This window comes from Paraburkholderia translucens (assembly GCF_020881035.1).
GTDB classification, from domain to species: Bacteria; Pseudomonadota; Gammaproteobacteria; order Burkholderiales; family Burkholderiaceae; genus Paraburkholderia; species Paraburkholderia translucens.
This window is the reverse complement of the sequence record NZ_JAJITC010000015.1, coordinates 32,690-53,947: the sequence shown is the minus strand read 5'-3', so window position 1 is coordinate 53,947 and position 21,258 is coordinate 32,690. Positions and strand designations below refer to the sequence as shown.

Genomic DNA, 21,258 nt, shown 5'->3' with positions numbered 1-21,258 from the left:
GGGCCGACCGTCTCGCATAGAAGCGTTGATGGCGCTTCGATCAACCGCTTGATCGCCTCGCCTTCCCTGCCTCTCAGGGGAAGATCGGTGTCGTCGGCTCCGCGCCTTCGAGATCGGCCTTCGGAAAATGCTGCGCGACCATCTGTTCGATCTCGAACTCGCGCGATCCGGGCACGTCGGCCATGATCAGGAGCTGGCCATCACGTATGGCGCCACGAAAGCGCTCGAGTCGTGTATTCGGCTCGTCGACGCCGATCATCGTCGCCGTCCAGGCGCCGAAGCCGGCACCTGCCAAGGTCAATCCGACGACGGCGCCCCCCGCAATGGCGAGCTCCGCCGGAGGAAACGCCAGCGCCACGAGGCCGAGTAGCGCGCCGGTCGCGCCGCCGAACATCACGCCGCGTTCGAGCGAATGCACGACGTCGCTGCTTTGCAGCAAGGAGGCCTCGGGCAACTGTTCGAGCGCCACACTGTGATTCGCGAGGACATGGATATGCCGCCATGTGATCCGCGCCCGCAGCAAGTCGTCCACGATCGCCTTCGCCGTCGTCGTGTCAGGTACGAGGAAATAGAGACGTCTCATGTCGGCTCTCCGTCAAGCACGCATCCCAACGCGGGTGGATGCCGCTTATCGTACGCCTGCCACGGCCAACGAGGGAGCGCAGGTCGCGAAGGAGGCGGCCGGCTTGCATTGCATCGCAGCAAGTGACTGCTTCGATCGCGCGGTCCGTATCGGGCGCGCGCGGCCCCTTGAGCTGCCTTGCACGATGCACGGGAGAGGACTACCTTTGCACTAGAGACGTGCCGGCGCAGACAGTACCTACTACGGCAAGGCGGCACAAAGACGCCAGGAGCGTTGGGTTGGCGGCTCCAGCGAGTGTCGCGCAGCGAGGTGGCGTATGTCGCTTGCGATTGCCCTGTTCCTGATCATCGTATTGGCGGTGGGATTTCACTTTGCCAGTCCCTGGTGGATCACGCCGATCGCCTCGAACTGGGTGCGCATGGACGACATGCTGACGATCACGCTCGTCATTACCGGCGTGCTGTTCGTCGCGATCAACCTGTTCATGGTGATCGCACTGGTGCGCTACCGCAACCGCAAGGGTCATCGCGCGACCTACGAGCCGCACAACAGGCGGCTGGAATGGTGGCTCATCGGCGTGACCTCGGTCGGCGTGGCGGCGTTGCTGGCACCGGGGCTGTTCGTCTACGCGGACTTCGTACGGCCGCCGCCCCACGTGCTGCAGATGGAAGTGCTCGGCCAGCAATGGCAATGGCGCTTCCGCTTTGCCGGCCCCGGAGGCAAGCTGGGCACGACCGACGTGCGCTACATCAGCGACGACAACCCCTTCGGCCTGAACCCCGGCGACCCCAACGGCCGTGACAACTATCTGATCGATGCGCCCGAGGTGCATCTGCCGCTCAACCGGCCGATCCAGGTTCTGACACGCTCGCGCGACGTGCTGCACGACTTCTACGTACCGCCGTTCCGTGCGCGCATGAACATGGTGCCCGGCATGGTGACGACCTTCTGGTTCACGCCGACCAAGGCAGGGCGTTACGACATCCTGTGCGCGCAGCTTTGCGGTATCGGACACGCCAACATGCGCGGCGTGGTCGTGGTGGAAGACCAGGCATCGTTCGCGCGCTGGCTGGCCCGGCAGACCACCTTCGAGCAGCAGCAGGCCAAGATGCAGACCGCGGCCGCCACTGCAGGCGGCAGCGCCCACGCGCTTGCCGACCAGGGCAAGGCGCTCGCAGCGGCCAAGGGCTGCGTCGCCTGCCACACCGTAAACGGCAGTCCGCTCGTGGGCCCCACCTGGAAGGGCCTGTACGGCAAGACCGAAACGATGGCCGACGGCAGCACCGCGAAGGTGGACGAAGCCTATCTGCGCGCCTTCATCCGCAACCCGAAGGCCCGCGTCGTGAAGGGCTTCGCACCGATCATGCCGACCTTCGACCTGAGCGAGCAGGAGCTGTCCGCGCTGGTGACCTATATCGAAGCCCAGGGCGGCCCGGCCGCCAGCAGCGCAGCCAAACCCTAGCGGAGCAGACGCAATGCCCTACGCACACACCGACCACGGCCCGCAAAGTTTCTGGACCCGCTATGTCTGGAGCCAGGACCACAAGGTCATCGCCTGGCAGTATTCGCTGACGGCCATCGCCATCGGCCTGGTCGGCATGGTGTTGTCGGACCTGATGCGCCTGCAGCTCGGCTTTCCGGGCAAGTTCAGTTTCATCGACGCCAACCACTACTACCAGTTCGTCACCATGCACGGGATGATCATGGTGATCTACCTGCTGACGGCGCTGTTTCTCGGCGGTTTCGGCAACTACCTGATCCCGCTGATGCTGGGTGCGCGCGACATGGTGTTTCCGTTTCTCAACATGCTGAGCTACTGGGTCTACCTGCTGGCCGTGCTGGTGCTGGTGGCGAGCTTCTTCGCGCCAGGCGGGCCGACCGGCGCGGGCTGGACGCTCTATCCGCCCCAGGCCATCCTGCCGGGTACGCCGGGCGTGGAATGGGGCATCGTGTTGATGCTGGTGTCGCTGGCGATCTTCATCGTCGCGGCCACGATGGGCGGCCTGAATTACGTCACCACCACGCTGCAGGCGCGCACGCGCGGCATGACGCTCATGCGCATGCCGCTCACGGTGTGGGGCATCTTCATCGCGACCATCCTGGCACTGCTGGCGTTTCCGGCGCTGTTCGTGTCGGCGGTGATGATGCTGCTCGACAGGACACTCGGCACCAGTTTCTTCATACCGGCTGTGGTGTCGATGGGGCAGACGCTCAAGCATGCCGGCGGCAGCCCGCTGCTATTCCAGCACCTGTTCTGGTTCTTCGGGCATCCGGAGGTCTATATCGTGGCGCTGCCCGCCTTCGGCATTGCGTCGGACCTCATCAGCACGCACGCGCGCAAGAGCATCTTCGGCTACAGGATGATGGTGTGGGCCATCGTCGCAATCGGTGCGCTGAGCTTCGTGGTCTGGGCGCATCACATGTTCATCGCCGGCATGAATCCGTACTTCGGGTTCTTCTTTGCCACCACCACGCTCATCATCGCCATCCCGACCGCCCTCAAGGTCTACAACTGGGTGCTGACGCTGTGGCGCGGCGATATCCACCTGACCGTGCCGATGCTGTTTGCCATCGGCTTCATCAGCACCTTCGTCCTGGGTGGGCTGACCGGCCTCTATCTCGGCAACGTGAGCGTGGACATTCCGCTGTCGAACACGTACTTCGTGGTGGCGCACTTCCATATGGTGATGGCTGTGTCGCCGATTCTGGTGGTGTTTGGCGGCATCTATCACTGGTATCCGAAAGTGACGGGCCGCATGCTCAACGACACGCTCGGGCGCTTGCACTTCTGGGTCACGTTCATCGGCACCTATGCGATCTACTTTCCGATGCACTATCTAGGCATCCTGGGCATGCCGCGGCGGTATTACCAGTACGAGGGCATCAGTTTCATTCCATCTTCGGCGCAGACGCTCAACACGTTCATCACCGTCATTGCGCTGATCGTCGGAGTGGCGCAGTTGCTGTTCCTGTACAACCTGGCGTGGAGCCTCGTGCGCGGCAAACCTGCCGGCAGCAACCCCTGGCGGGCCACCACGCTCGAATGGCAGACGCCGCAAACGCCGCCCGTGCATGGCAACTGGGGCGCCGCGCCGCCCGTGGTCTACCGCTGGGCATACGAATACAGCCCGCCGGGCCACGGCGAGGACTTCGTCCCGCAAAACCAGCCGCCCGAGACGGCGCCTGAACCGGCCGCCCACCCGACGCTTCAACCCGGAGAGGCACGCGAATGACCACACTGCCCCGCTCCTTTGCACCTCACGCGCCACCTGTCTCGCCGAATGCGAGCCGCGTCGGCCTGATCGTTTTCATGGCGGTGGCAACGACATTGTTTTCGCTGCTGCTGTTCGCCTATGCGATGCGTATGCGCGAGCCCGACTGGCAGGCGATCCCGCATCCGCCGCTACTGTGGTGGAACACCGGCGCGCTGGTGCTGGCCAGCATCGCCATGCAGCGTGCCCGGCAGATTACCGCACGCCGTGCGGTGTGGCTGGTGTGCGGCGGCGTGCTGGCGGCCGTGTTCGTGATCGGACAACTGATCGTCTGGCGCATGCTGTCGGCGGCCGGGCAGACCGTCGCCATCAATCCTTCCAATAGCTTCCTCTACGTGCTCACCGGCCTGCACGGGTTGCATGTGCTGGGCGGGCTCGCGGCCTGGGTGGTGACGATCGCGCTGCTCCGGCGCGGGGACCCCTTCCGGGCCCAGCGCGCCATCTCGCTGTGCGCCATCTACTGGCATTTCCTGCTGGCTGTCTGGCTCGTGCTGCTGGCGGCCATGTGGTGGATCACCCCTGGGATCGTCGCCGCGATCTGCGGGCCCGCGTATGGAGCCGCGCCATGACTGCGCCCACGCTCCCGACCGAATCCGCTGTCGGCACGCCCGCCGAGGCCGGGCCTGACGGCTGGCGCGGCATCGTCACGGACTGGTCGGCTGATCGGGAAGCCTTCAAGGTGCCGTGGGGCAAGGCGATGATGTGGATCTTCCTGCTCTCGGACACCTTCATCTTCAGCAGCTTCCTGATCGGCTACATGACGGTGCGGATGTCCACCACGGTGCCGTGGCCTGACACGTCCAAGGTGTTCGGGCTCACTGTGGGCGGCGTGGATGTGCCTTTGCTGCTGATCGCCATCATGACCTTCATCCTGATCAGCAGCAGCGGCACCATGGCGATGGCTGTCAATTTCGGCTACCGGCGCGACGCCAGGCGCGCCGCCGCACTGTTGATCGCGACCGCGCTGCTGGGCGCGACCTTCGTGTCGATGCAGGCCTTCGAATGGACCAAGCTGATCGTCCATGAAGGAATCCGCCCTTGGGGCAATCCGGTGGGCGCGGCGCAGTTCGGCGCGTGCTTCTTCATGATCACCGGCTTCCACGGCTTTCACGTGAGCTGTGGCGTGATCTACCTGCTGCTGATCGCACGCAAGATCACGCGACCGGGGTTTACCGAGCATGGCAACTTCCAGATCGTGGAAATCGCCGGCTTGTACTGGCACTTCGTCGACCTGGTGTGGGTATTCATCTTTGCGCTGTTTTATTTGTGGTGAGGCAGACCATGGAGCACACTGATTCCGCCCATCGGCCCGACGCCGCGCACGGTCAGCAGCATCCGATCGGCATCTACCTGAAGATCTGGGGCCTGCTGTTCGTCCTGAGCACGATGTCGTACATGGTGGACTACTTTCACGTGCAGGGCCTGCTGCGCTGGGTGCTGATCGTCGTGCTCATGATCGCCAAGGCCGGGCTGATCGTGTCGATTTTCATGCACATGATGTGGGAGCGGCTGGCTCTCGTGTACGCCATCCTGATGCCGCCCCTGGGCCTGCTGGTGCTGATGGTGCTGATGGCTGCCGAAGCGCATCACACCTTCGGCATGCGGGAACTCTTCTTCCGTTGACCCGTTTTGCCTGGCAGAGTCAAGTCGGCGAACTCAGGCTGCGAGTCTGGCTCAAGCGTAGCTATTTTTTATCGCTCATTCAAAACGACCCGGCAAATGCCGGGCCGTTTGCTTCCTTGCTCGCAGAAGATCGCCGCGAAAAACATCTTCAGATCACGCGTGCTTCTCACCGAATTCGTCGAGCGGTTCAGGCTGCGTGAACGGATCGAAGTCGGCCCAGCGCCCTTGTTGCCAGCGGCCGGTCGCGCGTTCGATCGACGCGCCTCCCGCATCGCGCAGCACCCGCGCGGCGTCCAACTGGCTGTCCGGCGACACGTGTACGGCCACCAGCACGCCGGAATCACGAATCTGTTCGTCGACGGGTCCACGCGTGCGCACCATCGCGCCGGCCAGTGAGCCGACATACGCGCACACCCCGGCCGCGACCAGCGACACGATGAGCGGCGCCGAAAACACCGCGAAGACTCCTACGCCTACCACGGCGCCAATCGCTGCGCCAATCGCGATGCCCATCTCGGCACCGCTGGGCGTCGCCTTCGCGATTGCGTCGATGATGGCATCGCCGCGGGGCCGAACACGCGCGTGCTGGCCCGGCGGATTGACGAAAAACAGTGTGACGTCTTCCTCGACGAAACCGGCATCGAAGAGGCGTTGCGCCGCATTTTCAGCGGCGGGGAATGTCGTAAAGGTTGCTGCGACGATGAGTGACATGTGGCCTCCTTCCATCGTTGACTAGCGGTTGCGGACTATGCCGCCCCACCTCCCCTGCGCCGAGGCACAGGTGCATGCGGCGGCACGCGCCGGGACTATGCCGTGGTGCCGCGATCGGGTTCCATGCCGTCCACTCCGAACAGTCCACCATGTAAGACTACGCCTTTGCCGCCATTCTGGTCGATCGCTTCCGCGCCGACCGAACGGATACGAGCGCGGCCGTTGTCGAAAGCAGACATTCAGGCGGATTGCGGCGCGCACCGCAAATCGTCGGAGGCCGCAAATCGGTCGTCGATTCGATCTGGGTCTACTAGAATGAATTGTCCCAATCAATCGGGAGAGAAATTGTGGAACTTCACATGGATTCCCATCATTTCACGCGCGGCCACCCCGACTGGCGGGCAGCCGTGCTGGCAGGCGTGATCGCGGGCGTTGTGTTTTTGGCGTTAGGGGTCATCGTGATGGCGCTAACGACGGGCGGAAGTCTGCTGGAGCCCCCGCGCATGGTCGCCGCGATCATTCTGGGTCGAGGCGCATTGCAGTCGCCGCAATCGTTCTCGTTTGGCATCGTGCTTGCGGCCTTTGCAGTGCATTTCGCCCTTGCCATCGCATTTGCGCTTGTCCTCGCCCTGATCATGACGTCATTCCGCCTTGACTCGAGCATGAGGATGGCTTCACTGACGGGTGGCGTGTTCGCCGTAGCCGTTTACGTGGTTAATTTCTACGGCATGACGAGCTTCTTTCCGTGGTTCGCTGAAGCGCGCAACTCGGCTAGCCTGTTCGTTCACATCGTCTTCGGTATCGTGGCGGCGAATCTGTACATGAGACTGGAGCGCAACCCATCGCGCAGCGTCACGGCGGACGTGGGGCGCCCGTCGTAGTGTCGGCCGCGCGCGTACCGATACCGCACGCTGACGCGACTACGGGTGCGAAGCAAAACGCGGGAGCGGCCGGCTGATGGTGCTTCTGCCGCACCATGAAAAACCGGAGGAGCACACCTCCGGTTTTTCATGAAGTGCTAAAGAGGTTCATGCAAGCCGCTACCCATTGCAGTCGCGCATCAAGCCAGGTCGAAGCAGCCGAGGCTCATCGCCTTGACCCAGGCGGACATGAAGTCGCGTCGATCGACACCGTCTTTCGGTTCATCCTTCATGATGGGGGCTCCTCAAGTTGCCCGCCTGAATCGCCGGGCTTCCCTGATGTCGCTCCGTGCGCAGCAAGCAACTGCTGATGAAGTGCCTCGGTGACATCGTCGGCGGGGAACATGCATTCGACGCGCAGTTCCTGCGCGGCCACGTTTTGCGGTGTGCCCACGGTCGTGACCATCGAGAAATAGCGCAGCACCACGCCGTCGCTGACGAGGCCGAGCGGAATCATCGGCATCGCGGCGTGCGTCGCAGACGACCCATGATGCGTTTTCCAGTCGCGCGGTACGCCGGGATACGCGAGCAGTTCGTCGAGCAGACGCCTGGTATGGTCGACGACCACATGACCCACCGACTCGCGATACACCCGTTGCAGCAGGCTGCGCGCGACCTCTTCCCAGTCGGCGACGAACGGCCGCATGCCGCGCGGATCGAAGATCAGATGCAGCATGTTGCGCGGACCTTCACGCGCGGCCATGTCGATGAAACAGTTGAAGAAGCGCGGTGCCGCGTCGTTGCTCATCAGCACGTTCCAGTCGCGGTCCATTACGAGCGCCGGAAACGGTTCGTGCTGACGCACGACCCGTTCGAGCGCGCGCACCACGCTGTGCATTTCCTGCGCATTCCACGGCGCCTCCGAATAGATCGGCGCATAACCGGCGGCAAGCAGCAGCGCGTTGCGCTCGCGCAGCGGGACCTCGAGAGTCTGCGCGAGCGCAAGCAGCGTGTCGCGGCCCGGCACGCTGCGCCCGCTTTCGATGAAGCTGATCTGCCGCTGCGAGATGCCGGCCTCGAGCGACAGATCGAGCTGACTCACGCCACGCGCGTCACGCCAATAGCGCAACAGACTGCCGAGATCACCGGCCTGCACTTTCGGATCGTGGCTCGTGACGTTCATCGCTTTGCCCTCGTCTGCTTGCCTGAACAGGACTGCTCAGCGCGTGGGCGCCTGCCACGCGAATTCTCCGAACTGCGTCTCGAGCGGCGGCTGCGTCACGCTGCCGGTGTAGTTCGTGATCGTCGATGCGGCGGCCACCGCGATCACCTCGAGAAGCTGCTGCGCGCTGAACCCTGCCGCGACGAAGCGTTGCCGGTCCTCGTCGGCCAGGCGCCCGCGCTTTTCGATCAGCGTGCGCGCGAGCGTCGACAGCGCGGCGAGCCGCGCATCGTCGGGCAAGCCGCCGTGGCGGATCGCCTCGACATCGGCGCGTCGCAAGCTGGCCTGTAGCCCTAGCGCGGTATGAAACGCGACCGCCCATTCGCTCGCGTTCGTGACGGCATTGGTGAGCAGCAGCGTCTGGATCTGCGGCTCGGTCAGGCTGCTCGCATGCACGCGCTCGAACAGGCCGATAAAGCCGTTGATCAGCACCGGTGAATCCGCCATGGTGGCCGCGATGTTCGGGATCAGGCCGAACGCCTGTTGCAGTTTGCGCAGCACGGGCTGCGATTGCGCGGGAGCCGACTCGATGGTGTGGACGGGGTAGCTAGACATGGTATCTCCTTGACGTGTGCGCCATCGGATCGAGGACGCGGTAGTCGAAGAGTAGAGGCCGCCACACGGCGCGCCAATTACATCGGATGTCATATGCGCGGCACTGACACAGACGGCGGCGAGTGAGGGAACTGCCGCGCGGGTGCCGCAAACTGCTGGAAAAGCCGCAGATTGGCGACGCCGGGCTTTCCCGAAAATCTTTCCAGTCGGACGCGAAGACTCGCGAATATCGGGCAGCCAGCAGTTTGTGAAGATGCTCGCGTTGCGTGGGGTCCGTGTCCGTTGCCTGCCGGGCGACTCGAGCGGATGCAGGGTTCCGGTGGAACAATGCGAACCCTCATGCTGGTTTCTTGGGACAAATATGAACATCGCCGCGTGTGCATGCGCTGAACTGCATGGGACGGCCCACGCGCGGCGACAAGTGAACTACTCGCTCAGGAGCCGCTTCAGCTCGTCAAGGAACGATGCTGCCGTGTGGCCCCAGAGAACCGGATCTACGTGGCATCCAAAAGCGTCTTCGAATGCCGCGTCCAGGTTGTCGCGGTTATCCTCTTTGAGCTGCTCTATCTCCTTCAGGGCGGCAGCTTTCTCGGTCTGGTTCATCCCCCTTTTATAGGAAAGAACGAGATCGGGTATCGAATCTCCATATAGCGAATAATCCTCATGAAAACGCCCCATGATCAATTGTTCAAGGTTGCTGTATTTCCCGTTATTCATGGTCATAGAGTTACTCGACAAGCATTGCGGTGAATACATAGTAAGGCATGCCGTTGTAGGTCTGGTAACGAAGAATCAGCTTGACCCGGCGCGCTGGCACGTAAGCCCCTGACTTTCTGATCACTGCATGCCCGACGTTCCGACCAACGTCCTTGAATAATGTCAAATCGTTTAGCGGCGATGCCGCCCACGCTTTTATTCGTGCTACGTTTGCATTCATTGTTTCCGATATTGCCCATTCAGCGAACCGAATATCTGTAAATGACGACGCTGCCGGAATGTGGGGGTCGCGTACCAACCTGTCCCGCAGCCATGCTTCGGTTTTGCCGACATGCTTTTCGATTGTATGTCCTCCAAGCTTTGGATTAAGGGCCTTCGCCTCATGCATTTGCAGGTTGATCCGACCCATTGTGATACTGGCCGCGCGTGCAGCCTTGATCGAGCCGGCGAACCCGAACGGCACGGCCATATCGAGCGACAGGCCGATCTTGTCGGCCATATCGGAGCTGACATTGATCGCCTCGGCCAGCTTCGTCGTACCCTGCTGGGTCAGCGTCGCCGTATCACGCCCCGTCCATACTCGACGCAGCCCCGCTGCCGCCGTGTCAGAACCATGTGCGCCGAACACGATGCACCCGGCCTTGCTCGCCATCGTCGGTTCCGGCATCACACACAGCGCCCCGGCTCCGACCATTTCCAGCAGGCCGCCGACGAGTTGCAACCCGCCCCATAGCCGGTTCGAAAGCATTTCCGTCTGGCTGATCGACTGGCGGGTGAGCACTGCGGCGAGCTGCGGCGCACTGAGCACAACGCGCACGCCGTCCGAATCCTGTTGATACGACATTCCGTATTCCTCTGTACCTGTTAAAACACCCAAACTACCAGGCGACTACAGGGACAGGGAATGGGCGATGGATGATTCTGCAGTCCCAATGTCAACGAACGTCAATCTCCGTTCACGTTGGATATTCACATCGCGGTACGGACGGACAGGCGGGATAGTGCCTGTTCTCTCCAGTCCCGCGCCGGCTTCTTTGTGGCGAGCCCATTCGGCGCGGACTATCATGTGGAAGTTTGTTCCCCTCTGTTCCCGTTCGTCACTGGAAAGGAAGGACATCATGCCCAAAATGAAAGCAGTCGAAGTGAAGCAGGCCGGCGGCCCTCTCGAACTGGTTGAGCGCGACGTGCCCGAGCCGGGCGCGGGTCACGTGCGCATCAGGATTCAGGCATGCGGCATCTGTCATAGCGATGTGATGACCAAGGAAGGTTTATGGCCGGGCCTGACCTATCCGCGCGTGCCCGGGCACGAGATCGCGGGCGTAATCGATGCGCTGGGGGCGGGCGTCGAGGGCTGGCAGGCGGGGCAGCGTGTGGGGGTCGGCTGGCACGGCGGGCATTGCGGCAAATGCGAACACTGCCGCCAGGGCGACTTCGTGCTGTGCCAGTTCGCTCTCATCCCCGGCATCAGCTATGACGGCGGTTACGCCGAATATATGGTGGCCCCCGTCGAAGCGTTGGCGCGCATTCCCGACGATCTGTCCGACGTCGATGCCGCGCCGTTGCTTTGCGCGGGTATCACGACCTTCAACGCGATCCGCAATAGCGGCGCGCGCGCCGGTGACGTGGTGGCGATTCTCGGAATCGGCGGCCTCGGCCATCTCGGCGTGCAATTCGCGCGCAAGATGGGCTTTCGCACGGTGGCAATCGCGCGCGGACAGGACAAGGCGCCGCTTGCGAAGCAACTGGGCGCGCATCACTACATCGACAGCAAAACCGAAAACGTCGCCGAGGCGCTGCAGGCATTGGGCGGCGCGAAGCTGATACTCGCCACGGTGACGAGCGGCAAGGCGATGAGCGCCACGCTCGGCGGTCTCGGCCTGAACGGCAAGCTCGTGATGGTCGGCGTCTCCGAAGAGCCGGTCGAAGTGCCGATCACGCAATTCATCATGGGACGCAACTCGGTGCAAGGCTGGCCCTCCGGCACCTCGGCGGATTCGCAGGACACGCTCGCGTTCAGCGCGATGAGCGGCGTCAAGCCGATGATCGAGGAGTTTCCGCTCGCCGACGCGGCCCAGGCCTTCGACCGCATGATGAGCGGCCATGCGCGTTTCAGGGTAGTGCTGAAGACGGCCTGAGGCGGAGGATATGCGGCGAGCCAAAGCTCGCCGCACCGGCTTCAATCAAGCCAGATCGAAGCGATCCAGATTCATCACCTTGACCCACGCGGCAATGAAGTCGCGCACGAACTTTTCCTTGCCGTCCTTGCTCGCATAGACCTCGCTCAACGCGCGCAGCACCGAGTTCGAGCCGAACACCAGATCGACGCGCGTACCCGTCCACTTGACCTCGCCGGTCTTCCTGTCGCAGCCCTCGAACGTTTCCGCGTCTTCCGACATCGGCGTCCATTCGGTGCCCATGTCCAGCAGATTGCGGAAGAAGTCGTTGGAGAGCGTTTCCGGCTTGTTCGTCAGGACACCGTGGGAGTCGTTGCCGGCGCCCACCTTCAGCACCCGCAGGCCGCCGATCAGCACCGTCATCTCGGGCGCCGTCAAGGTCAGCAATTGTGCCTTGTCGATCAGCAGTTGCTCGGCCCTCACCGGGAACTTGCCCTGCAGATAGTTGCGAAAGCCGTCGTGGACTGGCTCGAGCATCCCGACCGATTGGACGTCGGTCTGATCCTGCGACGCATCCATGCGGCCCGGCATGAACGGTACCGTCACCTGCTGGCCGGCGTTCTTCGCGGCCTGCTCGATGCCGGCGCCACCCGCCAGCACGATCAGGTCGGCGAGCGAGATCTTCTTGCCGCCGGACTGCGCACCGTTGAACTCGCTCTGGATGCCTTCGAGCACCTTGAGCACCTTCGCGAGCTCAGCGGGCTGGTTGACGTCCCAATCCTTCTGCGGCGCGAGCCGGATGCGCGCGCCGTTGGCGCCGCCGCGCTTGTCGGAGCCACGGAACGTCGAGGCCGACGCCCAGGCCGTCGTGACCAGTTGCGACACCGACAGCCCCGAGGCGACGATCTTCTGCTTGAGCGCCGCGACGTCCGCGTCGTCGACGAGCGGGTGATCGACGGCCGGAATCGGGTCCTGCCACAGCAGTTCCTCGCTCGGCACTTCCGGGCCGAGATAGCGGGCGCGCGGGCCCATGTCGCGGTGCGTCAGCTTGAACCAGGCGCGCGCGAACGCGTCGGCGAACTCGTCGGGGTTGGCCATGAAGCGCCGCGAGATTTTTTCGTAGATCGGGTCGAGGCGCAGCGACAGGTCGGTCGTCAGCATCGTCGGCAGCAGTTTTTTCGACGGATCGTGCGCGTGCGGGATCGTGGCCTGCGCGTCCTTCGCGACCCACTGATTCGCGCCCGCCGGGCTCTTCGTCAGCTCCCACTCGTGGCCGAACAGGTTCTGGAAGTAGCCCATGCCCCACTGCGTCGGCGTCGAGGTCCACGTGACTTCGATCCCGCTCGTGATCGTGTCGGCGCCCTTGCCGGTGCCGAAGCTGTTGCGCCAGCCGAGCCCCTGGGCTTCGAGCCCGGCGCCTTCCGGTTCCGGCCCGACGTTGGTGGCGGGGGCCGCGCCGTGGGTCTTGCCGAACGTGTGGCCGCCTGCGATCAGCGCGACGGTTTCCTCGTCGTTCATCGCCATGCGGCCGAACGTTTCGCGGATGTCGACCGCCGCGGCGAGCGGATCGGGATTGCCGTCCGGGCCTTCCGGGTTCACGTAGATCAGGCCCATCTGCACAGCGCCGAGCGGTTTTTCGAGGTTGCGTCCGGGCGGCTCGGTGCGGCTCTGCTCCGTGCCGTGCAGTGCCTCGTCGGCGACGAGCACGCCTTCGTCGTCTTCCCTGCCGGCCGCGCCCTTGCCGTAGCGCACGTCGCCGCCGAGCCAGGTCTTTTCATTGCCCCAGTAGACGTCCTCATCCGGCTCCCACGTATCCTCGCGGCCGCCGCCGAAACCGAATGTCTTGAAGCCCATCGTTTCGAGCGCGACGTTGCCGGTCAGGACCAGCAGGTCGGCCCACGATATGTTCTGGCCGTATTTCTGCTTGATCGGCCAGAGCAGGCGGCGCGCCTTGTCGAGGCTCACGTTGTCCGGCCAGCTATTGAGCGGCGCGAAACGCTGCTGGCCGCGCCCAGCGCCGCCGCGGCCGTCGCCGATACGGTACGTGCCGGCGGCATGCCATGCCATACGGATAAACAGCGGACCGTAGTGACCGAAGTCCGCGGGCCACCAGGGCTGCGAATCGGTCATCAACGCGGCGAGGTCTTTCTTGAGCGCGTCGTAGTCGAGGCTCTTGAATGCCTCGGCATAGTTGAAGTCCTTGTCCAGCGGATTGGAGCGTTCCGAATGCTGGTTCAGCAGGTCGACGCGCAATTGCTTCGGCCACCAGTCCCGGATGGTTGTCCCGCCGCCGGCGGTGTGGATGAACGGGCACTTTGCTTCGCTTGACATGCGTTCTCTCCTTTGGAGGATGTCTCCGTTGTCGATCGGAGTCGGTGCTTCGACACTTTCTCCAATCCCATGCAAGGTACTTGTTATGCGTTTGTCATCGTGTCAGGCTTCCGTGGCAAATTGAGGTACTCCTCGCCTATTCGACTATAGGCGAGCGCCATCTTCAATAGAATTGGAATCCGGCAATGCCGGCGATAGGCGGCGACTATATCGGGAGCGCGGCGACGCTCGAGCGCGCTCGCCTGTTTTGCGCCAGCCGCAGCCGACTGTGTGATAGGGTTTCGCGTTTCGTCCGCAATAGAGCGGGCACTGCTTTTCTCTCGGGCAAGCGTCGCTGACGGTGCCCGAGCGGAGCAGAATGACGCCAACCGGCGTGCGCCCGAGGAGTGTCCCGAACCGTGTCCAAAGCCGTGCCGAATACTGCCGCGAACGCTGCCCCGAACGCCGGGCTCGCCACCGTCCAGCCCGTCGAATCGCTCGTCGTGCCCGAGCTGCTCGATGGCCGCGACGGTACCAATCGTGGCGCGGCCGGCAGCTCGCAATTGTCGGCCCGCAACGATCTCGACGCCGTGCGCGCGTGGCTCTCCAATTACGCGGACACCAAAACCACTTTCGACAACTACCGCAAGGAAGCCGAGCGCCTGCTGCTGTGGGCGGTCGTGCAGCTCGGCAAGCCGCTTTCGTCGCTGACGCACGAGGATCTGCTGCTGTTCAAGGCGTTCATCGCCGATCCGCAGCCGGCCGCGCGCTGGGTGTCGGCAAACGGCGGCAAGTACGCGCGCAGCGACGCACGCTGGCGGCCGTTCAATGGGCCGCTGTCGCCGGCCAGCCAGCGCCAGGCGCTGATCATCCTGAACGCGATGTTCACGTGGCTCGTCAACGCCGGCTATCTGCGCGGCAACCCGATGGCGCTGCTGCGGCAGCGCGCGAAGCGCTCCGCGCCGCGCGTCACGCGCTACCTGTCGACATCGCTGTGGGACGAAGTGAAGCTGTTCGTCGAGCAACTGCCTGTGGACAGCGACGCGCAACGCGCGTATTACGCGCGCTGCCGCTGGCTGACCACCCTGTTCTATCTGCAAGGCATGCGCATCTCCGAGGTCGCCGGCGGGCAGATGGGGCAGTTCTTCAGACGGCTTGGCGCCGACGGTCAGGACCAGTGGTGGCTCGAAACGCTCGGCAAGGGCGACAAGGAGCGCATCGTGCCGGTGTCGGCCGAGCTGGTTCAGGAACTGCGCAGCTACCGGACGCTGAACGGCCTCGCCGCGCTGCCGACCCGCGCCGAGGACACGCCGCTCGTGCTGCCTTTCAAGGGCCGCAACCGCTGCCTTTCGCGCTCGGCGATTCACGACGCGATCAAGGGCATCTTCGCGGGCGCGGCCGCGTGGTTGCGCGCGCGCGGCCCGGAGTTCGCCGATCGCGCCGCCGAGCTGGAGCGCGCATCGGCGCACTGGCTGCGGCATACGGCCGGTTCGCATCAGGCGGACGGCGGCGTCGATCTGCGCACGATCCGCGACAATCTCGGCCACGTCTCGCTGAACACGACCAGCCTCTACCTGCACACCGAGGACGACGCGCGCCATACCGAGACCGTCAATCGGCATCGGATGAACTGGGGCGATGCGAAGTCCAAAGCAGGCAAGGCCGGTGGCAATTAAGCGCGAATCGGGCGTCTGAAACGCGCCGGGATGCCTGCGCTCCCGTCTCGTCGTCCTTCCCCCCACGCCCCGCCAATCCCACCCCCTTGCCCGCTAGAATTGCCGGCTTTGCCCGCGTCGGGCGCGCCGCAAGGCAAAATACGGCTTTTGCGCGCGCCGCACGCGCGGCCGAACCGGGTCACCAGGCGTCCCGGCCCGGCAAGGACCGCTCGTCCCAAACAGAGCAGATCAGGAGCCTTTATGAGCGATTCGAACCCATCCTTCCTCGGCCGGATTTCCCTGGCCGTGGGCACATTTTTCAGCATTCTCGGCAATGGCGGCTTCGCCGCCGACGTGCTGCGCCTGCGTAACGGCGAAAAGATCGACGCCGCCGCAACCCCCGCGCCGGCCCCCGCTGCGCAACCGAAGCCGCAACCCGCGCCGGTGCTGAAGGAGGCCACCCCCGACGCCGCGCTGCAACTGCTCGGCCTGCTGCAACGTGATGCACGCTTCATCGATTTCGTCGAGGAAGACATCAAGGGCTATAGCGACGCCGACATCGGCGCGGCGGCGCGTCTCGTGCACGAAGGCTGCCGCGCGACGCTGCGCGAGCACTTCACGATCCGCCCGGTGCGCGACGAAGCGGAAGGCAGCCGCGTGACGCTGCCCGAGGGTTTCGATGCGAGCTCGGTGCGCCTGACCGGCAACGTCGTCGGCAGCGCGCCGTTTAGCGGCAGCATCAGCCATCGCGGCTGGCGCGTCGACGACGTGCGGCTGCCGAAGCTCGCCGACGGCCATAACGCGAAGGTCATCGCACCGGCGGAGGTGGAGCTATGAGCGACGCACGCTATTCGATCGGCATCGACCTCGGCACCACGCACTGCGCGCTGTCCTACGTGGACACGCACGCGAGCGACGGCGAGAAAACCACCCAGGAGGTGCTGCCGATCGCGCAGCTCACGGGCCCGGGCGCCATCAATGACCTGCCGCTGTTGCCGTCGTTCCTCTACCTGCCCCACCCCGATGAACTGGCTTCCGGCGATCTCTACCTGCCGTGGACCGGTCAACGCGAATTCGCGGTCGGCGAATTCGCGCGCAGCCGCGGCGCCGGCACGCCGATCCGGCTCGTGTCGAGCGCGAAAAGCTGGCTCTGCCATCCGGGCGTCGACCGTCGCGCGGGCATTCTGCCGAACGACGCGCCGCCCGAAGTCGCGCGCGTGTCGCCGCTCGAAAGCTCGGTGCGCTATCTGACCCACCTGCGCGAGGCGTGGGACCACGCGCATCCTGACGCGCCGTTCGGCGAGCAGGACGTCACCGTGACGATTCCCGCGTCGTTCGACCCCGCCGCGCGCGAGCTGACCGCCGAAGCCGCCGAGGCCGCCGGTTTCACGCGCATGACGCTGCTCGAAGAGCCGCAGGCGGCGCTCTATAGCTGGATCCAGAAAAGCGGCGGCCAGTGGCGCAAGCAGGTCAAGGTCGGCGACATCATCCTCGTCGTCGACGTCGGCGGCGGCACGACCGACCTGTCGCTGATCGCGGTGATCGAGCGCGACGGCAATCTCGAACTGCATCGCGTCGCGGTCGGCGAGCACATCCTGCTCGGCGGCGACAACATGGACCTCGCGCTCGCGCATGTCGTCGCGCGCAAGCTCGCGGCGCAGGGCACCCAGGCCGACGCATGGCAACTGCGCGCGCTCACCTACGCGTGCCGCGCGGCGAAAGAGACGCTGCTGTCCGACTCCGCCACCGACACCGTGCCGCTCGTCGTGCCGAGCCGCGGCTCGAAGCTGATCGGCGGCTCGATCCGCACCGAGCTGACGCGCGCCGAACTCACGCAGACGATCCTCGACGGCTTCTTCCCGCCGGTCGACAGCGCCGCGCGTCCGGTGAGCCGCGCGCGGGCCGGTCTGACGCAGCTCGGTCTGCCGTATGCGCAGGACGCCGGCATCACGCGCCACCTGGCGGCGTTCCTCGGCCGTCAGGTCGGCGCGCTGGCCGAACTCGAAGGGCTGCGCGAGCACGTCGCGCCAAACGCGAGCTTCCTGCATCCGACCGCGGTGCTGTTCAACGGCGGCGTGTTCAAGTCGGCGCTGCTGGTCGAACGCATCATGGATACGCTGAACGGCTGGCTCGCGGCCGAAGGCGTGGCGCCCGCGCGTCTGCTCGAAGGCGCCGACCTCGATCTGGCGGTCGCGCGCGGCGCGGCCTACTACGGCTACGTGCGACGCGGCCGCGGCGTGCGGATTCGCGGCGGCACCGCCCGGGCGTACTACATCGCGATCGAATCTGCGATGCCGGCCGTGCCCGGGCTCGAACCGCCGGTGCAGGCCCTGTGCATCGCGCCGTTCGGCATGGAAGAAGGCACCGAAGCCGAGTTGCCCGCGCAGGAGTTCGGGCTGGTCGTCGGTGAGCCGGTGCATTTCCGCTTCTTCGGCTCGTCGGTGCGTCGTCAGGATCAGGTCGGCACGCTGCTCGATTTCTGGAGCCCCGAGGAGTTGCAGGAGCTCGAGGAAATCCAGGCGACGCTGCCGGCGGCCGGCCGCACCGCCGGTGAAGTCGTGCCGGTGAAGCTGCATGCGCGCGTGACCGAAACCGGCACGCTCGAACTGGAAGCCATCCCGCGCGGCTCCGACGAGCGCTGGAAGGTCGAATTCGACGTGCGCGGCAACGCGAATGCATGACTGAAATGAAGCGGTACAGCGTCGGCATCGATCTCGGCACCAGCAACACGGTGCTCGCCTATGCGCAAGCCGGATCGCAGCAGATCCGGGTGTTCGAGATCGAGCAGCTGGTGAGCCCCGGCGAGGTCGCCGCGCGGCCGCTGTTGCCGTCGGTGCGCTATCAGGCGGGCGACGGCGAGTTGAGCGCGGCCGACCTGCAACTGCCGTGGTCCGCCGCAAGCACAAGCGCGGACCGAGGCAAGCACGCCGAGCAGCCGGTCGTGGTCGGCCGGCTCGCCCGGCTGCTCGGCGCGCAGGTGCCGGGGCGGCTCGTCACGAGCGCGAAAAGCTGGCTGTCGCATGCGTCGGTCGATCGCGTCGCGCCGATTCTGCCGTGGGGCGCGCCCGACGAGGTCCGCAAGATCTCGCCGCTCGACGCGAGCGCGAGCTACCTCGCGCACGTGCGTGCCGCCTGGAACCAGCACTTCCCGCAGGCCCCGCTCGAACAGCAGGACGTGGTGCTGACGGTGCCCGCGTCGTTCGACGAAGGCGCGCGCGCCTTGACCGTCGAGGCGGCGCGGCTCGCGGGCCTGCCGTCGCTGAGGCTGCTCGAGGAGCCGCAGGCCGCGTTCTACGACTGGCTGTTCCAGCATCGCGAGAGCCTCGCCGACGCGCTCGCGGCGACCCGGCTCGTGCTGATCTGCGACGTCGGCGGCGGCACGACCGATCTGACGCTCGTCGAAGTCGGTCTCACCGAGGACGGCGAGCCGCGCCTGACTCGCGTCGGCGTAGGCAATCACCTGATGCTCGGCGGCGACAACATGGACCTCGCGCTCGCGCATCTGCTCGAGGCGCGGCTGACGGGTGGCGCCAGTGGCGCTGATGGTGGCGCGGCCGGTGGACAGGCGCCGCAGCGGCTCTCGGCGGCGAGCCTCTCGCAACTGGTCGAACGGTGCCGCGTCGCAAAGGAGCAATTGCTCGGCGCGCAGGCGCCGGAGTCGGTGTCGGTCACGCTGCTCGGCGCGGGCTCGAAGCTGATCGGTGGCGCGCGCTCCGCGCAGCTCACGCGCGACGAGGTCGAGAGGATCATCGTCGATGGCTTCTTTCCGCGGGTGGCCGCCAATGAGCGCCCCGGACGGCCGCGCGGCGCGATCGTCGAGTTCGGCCTGCCGTACGCGACCGACGCCGCGGTCACGCGGCATATCGCAGCGTTTCTCGAGCGCTTCGCCGCACAATCGCGCAAGGCCCTCGGCGCGGATGCCCGCTCGGCCGACGCCGCCGCCCTGCCCGTTCCCGATACGCTGTTGCTGAACGGCGGCGTATTCCGCGCCGACGCGCTGTCGCGGCGCCTCGCCGATACGCTGGGTGGCTGGCGCGGCGCGCCGCTCAACGTGCTGCACAACGACGACCCCGACGTCGCGGTCGCGCGCGGCGCCGTTGCCTATACGCTTGCGCGCGCGGGCTTCGCGCCGAAGATCGGCGGCGGTTCGCCGCGCAGCTATTTTCTGGTGCTCGACGAAACGCCGGCTGGCACAGACGACGCCGAGCCGGAAGCGGCGCCGGTGCAACTCGGCATCTGTCTGCTGCCGCGCGGCACCGAGGAAGGCCACGAGATCCTGATCGCCGATCGCACTTTCGCGCTGCGGCTTGGCGCTCCGGTGCGATTTCACCTGGTGTCGTCGAGCGCGGATACCGCCTATCAGCCCGGCGAGCTGGTCGCTCTCACGGGCGGCGACTTCGTGCGCCTGCCGCCGATCGCAACCATCGTGCAAGCGCGCGAGGGCCGCAGCGCGCGCGAAACCGCGGTGCGCATCGCGACCTCGCTGACCGAGGTCGGCACGCTCGACGTGCATTGCATCGAGCTCGACGAGCCGCGGCAACGCTGGCTGCTCGAATTCCAGCTGCGCCGCGACGACGCGCAGGTAAATCTGCCCGCCGATGGCGCGCGGCAACGCCACCCCGCCCTCGACCGCGCGCTCGAACTGATCGACCGCTGCTATGGCTCACGCGCGCAAAAGGTCGACCCGAAGGAAATCAAACGGCTGCGCGCGCAGCTCGAACATCTGCTCGGCCCGCGCGATAGCTGGGGCAGCGCGTTGCTGCGCGAACTGTTCGGCGCGCTGTGGGAACGCGCGCGGCGCCGGCGCCGCTCGGCGGATCACGAGCGGCTGTGGCTGAATCTGGCCGGTTATTGCGTGCGGCCCGGCTTCGGCTATCCGCTCGACGAATGGCGCGTCGAGCAACTGTGGACGCTGTTCGACGACGGCATCCAGTACGTCACCGACAGCCAGGTATGGTCCGAATGGTGGACGCTGTGGCGCCGCGCGGCCGGCGGTCTGAGCGAAGACGCGCAGTTGCGCGTGCTCGACGCGATGGACTATCTGCAGAAGGCGGCGCAATCGCGTCACAAACTGCCGTTCGATGTCGCGAAGACCGGCTTCGCCGACATGGTTCGTCTGTCCGCCTCGCTCGAACGGATTCCGGCCGAGCGCAAGATCGAACTCGGCGAGGCGGTGCTCGCGCGCCTGAAAAAGCCCGCTGAGAACCATCAAAGCTGGTGGGCGGTCGGCCGTATCGGCGCGCGCCAGCCGTTCTATGGCAGCGCGCATAGCGTCGTGCCGCCCGAGCGCGCCGCGCAATGGCTCGACGCGATCCTCGCGCTCGACTGGAAGAAGGTCGACCCCGCCGCGTTCGCCGCCGTGCAAATCGCCCGCATGACCGGCGACCGCTCGCGCGATCTGCCCGACGCGCTGCGCGCGAGCGTCGTGCGCCGCCTCGAAGCGGCAAGCGCGCCGCGTGCGTGGATCACGATGGTCAGCGAAGTCGTCGCGCTCGATAACGCCGACGAAGGCCGCGTGTTCGGTGAATCGCTGCCGGCGGGGCTGAAGCTGATCGGCGGTTAAGGCAAACGGGTGCCTTCGCGAACGTTCGTCGCACGCGGCGAAAAAAGCCCGCGTACAAGATGAATCACCGCCT

General features: G+C 65.4%; 19 protein-coding genes. 11 read left to right on the top strand and 8 right to left on the bottom strand.

Features of this window, described 5'->3' with window-relative positions:
- Window positions 1-73: 73 nt before the first annotated feature.
- The gene (locus tag LJ655_RS23870) at window positions 74-583 is read right to left on the bottom strand and encodes a DUF1269 domain-containing protein (protein ID WP_230563679.1); all 510 of its coding nucleotides are present in this window, start codon (window positions 581-583) and stop codon (window positions 74-76) included.
- A 316-nt stretch (window positions 584-899) separates the two neighbouring features.
- On the opposite strand from LJ655_RS23870, the gene LJ655_RS23865 reads away from it, so the two are divergent.
- From LJ655_RS23865 to LJ655_RS23845, 5 genes are read left to right on the top strand one after another with little or no spacing between them, the layout of a single operon-like run.
- Entirely contained in the window at window positions 900-2,045 is a 1,146-nt protein-coding gene (locus tag LJ655_RS23865; RefSeq protein WP_230563678.1) for a c-type cytochrome, read from the top strand.
- Between the two features lie 13 nt (window positions 2,046-2,058).
- Window positions 2,059-3,816, top strand: a complete 1,758-nt coding sequence (gene ctaD, locus LJ655_RS23860) for a cytochrome c oxidase subunit I (protein ID WP_230563677.1) — start codon at window positions 2,059-2,061, stop codon at window positions 3,814-3,816.
- Window positions 3,813-4,424 (top strand): cytochrome c oxidase subunit 3, encoded by a 612-nt coding sequence (locus LJ655_RS23855; protein WP_230563676.1) that lies wholly within the window; start codon window positions 3,813-3,815, stop codon window positions 4,422-4,424. Before ctaD ends, LJ655_RS23855 begins: the two co-directional genes overlap by 4 nt.
- A complete protein-coding gene (locus LJ655_RS23850; RefSeq protein WP_230563675.1) occupies window positions 4,421-5,128 on the top strand; it encodes a heme-copper oxidase subunit III family protein in 708 nt (235 codons plus the stop codon). The genes LJ655_RS23855 and LJ655_RS23850 overlap by 4 nt, the downstream gene beginning before the upstream one ends.
- A gap of 8 nt (window positions 5,129-5,136) precedes the next feature.
- Window positions 5,137-5,478, top strand: coding sequence for a cytochrome C oxidase subunit IV family protein (locus LJ655_RS23845; RefSeq protein WP_230563674.1), 342 nt, complete (start codon window positions 5,137-5,139; stop codon window positions 5,476-5,478).
- A 153-nt stretch (window positions 5,479-5,631) separates the two neighbouring features.
- On the opposite strand, the gene LJ655_RS23840 is transcribed toward LJ655_RS23845, so the two are convergent.
- Complete coding sequence (locus LJ655_RS23840; protein WP_230563673.1) at window positions 5,632-6,189, bottom strand: hypothetical protein; 558 nt, start codon at window positions 6,187-6,189, stop codon at window positions 5,632-5,634.
- Between the two features lie 95 nt (window positions 6,190-6,284).
- Window positions 6,285-6,428 (bottom strand): hypothetical protein, encoded by a 144-nt coding sequence (locus tag LJ655_RS23835; RefSeq protein WP_230563672.1) that lies wholly within the window; start codon window positions 6,426-6,428, stop codon window positions 6,285-6,287.
- Between the two features lie 120 nt (window positions 6,429-6,548).
- Here LJ655_RS23835 and LJ655_RS23830 point away from each other — a divergent pair, with 120 nt between their 5' ends.
- Window positions 6,549-7,070 carry a hypothetical protein gene (locus LJ655_RS23830; RefSeq protein WP_268991688.1) on the top strand — a complete coding sequence of 174 codons (522 nt, stop codon included), beginning with the start codon at window positions 6,549-6,551 and terminating at the stop codon, window positions 7,068-7,070.
- A 268-nt stretch (window positions 7,071-7,338) separates the two neighbouring features.
- On the opposite strand, the gene LJ655_RS23825 is transcribed toward LJ655_RS23830, so the two are convergent.
- From LJ655_RS23825 to LJ655_RS23810, 4 genes are all read right to left on the bottom strand, one after another.
- Window positions 7,339-8,232: a helix-turn-helix domain-containing protein gene (locus LJ655_RS23825; protein ID WP_230563671.1), complete on the bottom strand. Its 894-nt coding sequence runs from the start codon at window positions 8,230-8,232 to the stop codon at window positions 7,339-7,341.
- 36 nt (window positions 8,233-8,268) lie between these two features.
- Complete coding sequence (locus tag LJ655_RS23820) at window positions 8,269-8,826, bottom strand: carboxymuconolactone decarboxylase family protein (protein WP_230563670.1); 558 nt, start codon at window positions 8,824-8,826, stop codon at window positions 8,269-8,271.
- Window positions 8,827-9,252: 426 nt separating this feature from the next.
- Complete coding sequence (locus tag LJ655_RS23815; protein ID WP_230563669.1) at window positions 9,253-9,549, bottom strand: contact-dependent growth inhibition system immunity protein; 297 nt, start codon at window positions 9,547-9,549, stop codon at window positions 9,253-9,255.
- Window positions 9,550-9,553: 4 nt separating this feature from the next.
- A complete protein-coding gene (locus LJ655_RS23810) occupies window positions 9,554-10,387 on the bottom strand; it encodes an RNase A-like domain-containing protein (RefSeq protein ID WP_230563668.1) in 834 nt (277 codons plus the stop codon).
- A gap of 274 nt (window positions 10,388-10,661) precedes the next feature.
- On the opposite strand from LJ655_RS23810, the gene LJ655_RS23805 reads away from it, so the two are divergent.
- Window positions 10,662-11,678 carry an alcohol dehydrogenase gene (locus LJ655_RS23805; RefSeq protein WP_230563667.1) on the top strand — a complete coding sequence of 339 codons (1,017 nt, stop codon included), beginning with the start codon at window positions 10,662-10,664 and terminating at the stop codon, window positions 11,676-11,678.
- Window positions 11,679-11,723: 45 nt separating this feature from the next.
- Here the strand turns inward: LJ655_RS23805 and katG are convergent, their stop codons facing one another.
- Window positions 11,724-13,988: a catalase/peroxidase HPI gene (gene katG / locus LJ655_RS23800; protein WP_230563666.1), complete on the bottom strand. Its 2,265-nt coding sequence runs from the start codon at window positions 13,986-13,988 to the stop codon at window positions 11,724-11,726.
- 398 nt (window positions 13,989-14,386) lie between these two features.
- Between katG and LJ655_RS23795 the strand changes: the two genes are divergently transcribed.
- The 4 genes from LJ655_RS23795 (at window position 14,387) to LJ655_RS23780 (ending at window position 21,185) form a co-directional block, all read left to right on the top strand.
- On the top strand, window positions 14,387-15,643 hold the full coding sequence (locus LJ655_RS23795; protein WP_230563665.1) for a tyrosine-type recombinase/integrase: 1,257 nt from the start codon (window positions 14,387-14,389) through the stop codon (window positions 15,641-15,643).
- Between the two features lie 240 nt (window positions 15,644-15,883).
- On the top strand, window positions 15,884-16,459 hold the full coding sequence (locus LJ655_RS23790) for a DUF2760 domain-containing protein (protein ID WP_230563664.1): 576 nt from the start codon (window positions 15,884-15,886) through the stop codon (window positions 16,457-16,459).
- Window positions 16,456-18,303: an Hsp70 family protein gene (locus tag LJ655_RS23785; protein WP_230563663.1), complete on the top strand. Its 1,848-nt coding sequence runs from the start codon at window positions 16,456-16,458 to the stop codon at window positions 18,301-18,303. The genes LJ655_RS23790 and LJ655_RS23785 overlap by 4 nt, the downstream gene beginning before the upstream one ends.
- The gene (locus LJ655_RS23780; protein WP_230563662.1) at window positions 18,300-21,185 is read left to right on the top strand and encodes an Hsp70 family protein; all 2,886 of its coding nucleotides are present in this window, start codon (window positions 18,300-18,302) and stop codon (window positions 21,183-21,185) included. The genes LJ655_RS23785 and LJ655_RS23780 overlap by 4 nt, the downstream gene beginning before the upstream one ends.
- The last annotated feature ends 73 nt before the right edge of the window (window positions 21,186-21,258 follow it).

Coding starts and splice junctions, on each gene's coding strand:
- LJ655_RS23840 (WP_230563673.1), bottom strand. CDS start 6,189: ATGTCACTCATCGTCGCAGCAACCTTTACGACATTCCCCGCCGCTGAA.
- LJ655_RS23785 (WP_230563663.1), top strand. CDS start 16,456: ATGAGCGACGCACGCTATTCGATCGGCATCGACCTCGGCACCACGCAC.
- katG (WP_230563666.1), bottom strand. CDS start 13,988: ATGTCAAGCGAAGCAAAGTGCCCGTTCATCCACACCGCCGGCGGCGGG.
- LJ655_RS23805 (WP_230563667.1), top strand. CDS start 10,662: ATGCCCAAAATGAAAGCAGTCGAAGTGAAGCAGGCCGGCGGCCCTCTC.
- LJ655_RS23810 (WP_230563668.1), bottom strand. CDS start 10,387: ATGTCGTATCAACAGGATTCGGACGGCGTGCGCGTTGTGCTCAGTGCG.
- LJ655_RS23850 (WP_230563675.1), top strand. CDS start 4,421: ATGACTGCGCCCACGCTCCCGACCGAATCCGCTGTCGGCACGCCCGCC.
- LJ655_RS23845 (WP_230563674.1), top strand. CDS start 5,137: ATGGAGCACACTGATTCCGCCCATCGGCCCGACGCCGCGCACGGTCAG.
- LJ655_RS23790 (WP_230563664.1), top strand. CDS start 15,884: ATGAGCGATTCGAACCCATCCTTCCTCGGCCGGATTTCCCTGGCCGTG.
- LJ655_RS23815 (WP_230563669.1), bottom strand. CDS start 9,549: ATGACCATGAATAACGGGAAATACAGCAACCTTGAACAATTGATCATG.
- LJ655_RS23870 (WP_230563679.1), bottom strand. CDS start 583: ATGAGACGTCTCTATTTCCTCGTACCTGACACGACGACGGCGAAGGCG.
- LJ655_RS23780 (WP_230563662.1), top strand. CDS start 18,300: ATGACTGAAATGAAGCGGTACAGCGTCGGCATCGATCTCGGCACCAGC.
- LJ655_RS23835 (WP_230563672.1), bottom strand. CDS start 6,428: ATGTCTGCTTTCGACAACGGCCGCGCTCGTATCCGTTCGGTCGGCGCG.
- LJ655_RS23825 (WP_230563671.1), bottom strand. CDS start 8,232: ATGAACGTCACGAGCCACGATCCGAAAGTGCAGGCCGGTGATCTCGGC.
- LJ655_RS23865 (WP_230563678.1), top strand. CDS start 900: ATGTCGCTTGCGATTGCCCTGTTCCTGATCATCGTATTGGCGGTGGGA.
- LJ655_RS23830 (WP_268991688.1), top strand. CDS start 6,549: ATGGATTCCCATCATTTCACGCGCGGCCACCCCGACTGGCGGGCAGCC.
- ctaD (WP_230563677.1), top strand. CDS start 2,059: ATGCCCTACGCACACACCGACCACGGCCCGCAAAGTTTCTGGACCCGC.
- LJ655_RS23855 (WP_230563676.1), top strand. CDS start 3,813: ATGACCACACTGCCCCGCTCCTTTGCACCTCACGCGCCACCTGTCTCG.
- LJ655_RS23820 (WP_230563670.1), bottom strand. CDS start 8,826: ATGTCTAGCTACCCCGTCCACACCATCGAGTCGGCTCCCGCGCAATCG.